We start from the raw sequence: 3,774 nt of genomic DNA on the forward strand, positions 1-3,774 counted from the left end.
TTAAGTTAAAGATTTTAAATTAAATTTTTATAAGCGTTTAAGTTTTTATTAGATGATTTTTATGGAAAATAATTCAATTTTTAAAAGAAAAAGTATTCGTAAATATTTAGATAAAGATATTTCTGATGATGATATTAAAACTATTTTATCTGCTGGAATGCAGGCACCTTCAGCATTTAATACACAACCTTGGACTTTCATTGTTGTAAGTGATAAAGAATTAATTAGTAAATTATCTAATATGAGTAAATATTCAAAATGTGCAGCATATGCAAATAGATTAATTTTAACTATGGTTGATTTAGAAAAAGTACCTTTAACTAGAGCATGGTTTACACAAGATATGTCTGCATGTACTGAAAATATTTTAATTGAAGCTACTGAACTTGGTATTGGTAGTGTATGGTTAGGTTTATATCCTGATTCTAAAAGGATTGAATTTGTTTCTAATCTATTTGATTTACCTAAAAATATTGTTCCATTTTCACTTGTTGCTTTAGGTTATCCTACTATGGAATATGAATCTGAATCTAGATATGATGAATCTAAAGTTCATTATAATGGATTTTAGATTTATGTGATAATTTTTTTAATAAGTTAATTTTTGGTTAATGGTATTATGGATAAAATTAGAAGTTTTTTAGCTATTGAAGTTGAGGATAGTTTACTTAATAAAATCTATGATGTTGAAAAGGATTTTAAAACTATTGATGCTAATATTAAATATGTTCCTACTAAAAATATGCATTTTACATTAAAGTTCTTTGGAAATATTGATGAAGATATGGTTGATAAGATATCTGATTCTATAGAAAAAGTTTTAAAAAATCATAAACCTTTTGAGATTGATATTCAAGGTTCTGGTGCTTTTCCAAATGAGAATAGAATAAAAGTTATTTGGATAGGTATTAAAAATAATTCTGAATTAAAATCTCTTCAAAAAGATCTTGATAATTCTTTTAATAAATTAGGTTTTAAGCTTGAGAGAAATTATATTTCACATTTAACTATTGGTAGAATGAAAAATGCTAAAAATAAGAATTTAGTTCAAGATAAAATTAAAAAATATCATGATTATGAAATAGGTAAAATGTCAGTTTCAAGTATTGTACTTAAAAAAAGTACATTAACACCTCAAGGACCTATTTATGAGAATATTAAAAGATTTGAACTTTAATCTTTCTTTTAATTTATTTATTAAAATAAGCTTTTTTATTTTTAATTTAACTTTTTTTATATTATTTTTTTGTTTAAAAATAGTATTTTTAATTTAAATTTATTTTAATATTTTTAAAAATAGTAATTATATTTAAGTTTAGAATTAATTATTAAATAATTTATAAAAATAGTCTAGAATTAAAATAAATTAATAAAAAGCTATTTATAGCTTTAAATTAATTTACATGTTTTAGATTTATAATATAAATCTATTTTTCAATTATATTTTCTTCGATACTCATACCAAAGTGACGAGCTTTTTCATCAATATAAACTTTGATTTTGTCACCTTTTTTTAATTCAGCAACTGAAATTGCTTCTCCTTTATCATCAACGAGTCTTATAGTTTCAGCATTTTGAACAATAGTTTTAATATCAATATATTCATATTTTGCTTCAATTAAAAGAAGTGGTCTTCTTTCAATTTTACATCTACCAACTATTGATTTTCTAGTTTCACCTTTGGTGTTAACTATTAATACTTCATCACCAGCTCCAAGTTCTGATAAATAATGAGTTTTTCCATTAGGAACCATTACATATGCTTGAACAGGTCCTGCATTTACTCTAAATGGACGTGAAGCAACATATTCACTTTCTAAACTTTCAGAGTGTACAAGTACCATAGCTTTTGAGTATGATCCAACAAGCATTCCTTCACCTGGATACATAATACTAGTAGTATCAATACATACTCTATCACCAGATCCAAGTGGTTTAATGTTTGTTATGGTAGCATTTTTGAGACTATAGCTTTCACTTGAAATTTCTTCAATAAGTTTTGAAATGTTTTTGATTTGATTAAATTCGATTGGTTCAAAAATAACTCCATCTGTACCTACTTCTAGGGTTTCAATAGCTACTTTTGCTTCATCAGCTGATTTTACAGCAGCTATAATTTTAACATCTTTACCTTGTAAATCTGCAATGATGTTTTCAAGTGGAATTACAGTCCAATCTTTACTAACTAATATTATATAATCACAAACATCTCCAAGTTTTACTGCTAATTGTTCATGTTTTTTATCTGTGATTTCTATATAGGCACATACAGGGATATTTTTATTTTTAATTTCTTTAGCTTTGCTTAAGTCTTTTGATTTACTTAAATCATCATTTAATTTAAGTGTTCCATCACCTTCACCAGAAATACCTATTAAATAAACATCACTATCATCACTAGGTGCAACTATACTAATATTACCTAATTTTCTAATGTTTTCATTATTTTCAGAATCAAAACATACAATATGGTCAATTCCAGATTCAAGAGATGTTGTAATCATTTCTTTTGTATTGTCCCAGTTGCCTATAGGATTTAATATCCAAGCAAATTTTTCTGACATTCCTAATCTCCTTAAATTTTATAATTTATAGATTAAATATTATAAATCCTTTATTTTTAATTTAATTTTAAAAATTAAACTTTAAATGATAGGTATTTATAATTATTTAATGTTTTGTTTGAGTTTATTTTAAAATATTTAAAGCTTCTTCAACATCGATTCCATTATGAACGATTTCAGAGACTGCTTTAGTCATTTTTTCAGGATTTTTAGCTTGGAAGAAGTTACGTCCGAAAGCTACTCCAGCTCCACCAACTTCAATTGCATCTTTGGTCATTTGGAGTAAATCTTTATCAGAATCTACACTTGGACCACCTGCAATAATTACAGGTACTAATGCACCTTCAACAACTTCTTCAAAACTTGCAGGATCTCCTGTATAATTTGTTTTTACAATATCTGCACCAAGTTCTGCACCAACACGTGCTGCATGTTTTACAACTTCAACATCATGTTCATCTTTTATTCCTGGTCCACGTGGGTACATCATAGCTAAAAGTGGCATACCCCATTGACTACAAGTTTCTGCAACAGAACCTAATTCTTCTAACATGTATGGTTCAGTTTCAGAACCTACATTTACATGTATAGATACTGCATCAGCGCCAAGTTGAATAGCTCTTTCTACACTAGTAACAAGGACTTTATTATTAGGGTCACGACTTAAAGAGGTACTTGCAGATAAATGGATAATTAAACCAATATCTTTTCCGTAGCCTCTGTGACCATTTTCTACAATACCTTTATGCATGAGTACTGCATTTGCTCCACCTTTAGAAATACTTTCTATGGTTTTATCGAGATTAACAATTCCTTTAATAGGACCATCTGATACACCATGATCCATTGGTGCAATAACAGTTTTATTTGTTTTGCGGTTGATTATACGTTCAAGACGTATTTTTTTACCTATCATTTTTTATCCTCCATTTTATTAACTTAGATTTAAATTTTTTTAAATCTAAACTTTAAGATTTTATATTTTTCTTAAAGTATATTAAATTATTACATAATTTAACATGAGATATTGTTTATAGTATTATACTTATATATTATTTGATTTTTGTTCTAAATTTATTTAAAAATTAGTTTAAAATTTTTTATATTTCTATTATTTAGAAGTAATTTCTTTTATTTTACCTATTTTTTTATTCTTTACAGATTAAACTAAATTTAATCTATATTTTTCTTATTTAAATTAATTTTAGTT

General features: G+C 25.7%; 4 protein-coding genes. 2 read left to right on the forward strand and 2 right to left on the reverse strand.

Annotation, left to right across the window (positions count from 1 at the left end):
- Positions 1-61 precede the first annotated feature (61 nt).
- Entirely contained in the window at positions 62-571 is a 510-nt protein-coding gene (locus BGI41_RS07020) for a nitroreductase family protein (protein ID WP_088539873.1), read from the forward strand.
- A 48-nt stretch (positions 572-619) separates the two neighbouring features.
- Positions 620-1,177 (forward strand): RNA 2',3'-cyclic phosphodiesterase, encoded by a 558-nt coding sequence (thpR, locus tag BGI41_RS07025; protein ID WP_088539875.1) that lies wholly within the window; start codon positions 620-622, stop codon positions 1,175-1,177.
- 250 nt (positions 1,178-1,427) lie between these two features.
- Here thpR and BGI41_RS07030 read toward each other — a convergent pair whose 3' ends face one another.
- On the reverse strand, positions 1,428-2,564 hold the full coding sequence (locus tag BGI41_RS07030) for a 3-dehydroquinate synthase II (protein WP_088539877.1): 1,137 nt from the start codon (positions 2,562-2,564) through the stop codon (positions 1,428-1,430).
- Positions 2,565-2,688: 124 nt separating this feature from the next.
- Complete coding sequence (locus tag BGI41_RS07035; RefSeq protein ID WP_088539879.1) at positions 2,689-3,480, reverse strand: 2-amino-3,7-dideoxy-D-threo-hept-6-ulosonate synthase; 792 nt, start codon at positions 3,478-3,480, stop codon at positions 2,689-2,691.
- Positions 3,481-3,774: the final 294 nt, after the last annotated feature.

This window comes from Methanobrevibacter sp. 87.7 (genome assembly GCF_002208625.1).
Classification (GTDB): Archaea; Methanobacteriota; Methanobacteria; order Methanobacteriales; family Methanobacteriaceae; genus Methanarmilla.

What these genes read in the sequence shown, in the direction of transcription:
- BGI41_RS07020 (WP_088539873.1), top strand. Translation starts at nt 62, where the DNA reads ATGGAAAATAATTCAATTTTTAAAAGAAAAAGTATTCGTAAATATTTA.
- BGI41_RS07030 (WP_088539877.1), bottom strand. Translation starts at nt 2,564, where the DNA reads ATGTCAGAAAAATTTGCTTGGATATTAAATCCTATAGGCAACTGGGAC.
- BGI41_RS07035 (WP_088539879.1), bottom strand. Translation starts at nt 3,480, where the DNA reads ATGATAGGTAAAAAAATACGTCTTGAACGTATAATCAACCGCAAAACA.
- thpR (WP_088539875.1), top strand. Translation starts at nt 620, where the DNA reads ATGGATAAAATTAGAAGTTTTTTAGCTATTGAAGTTGAGGATAGTTTA.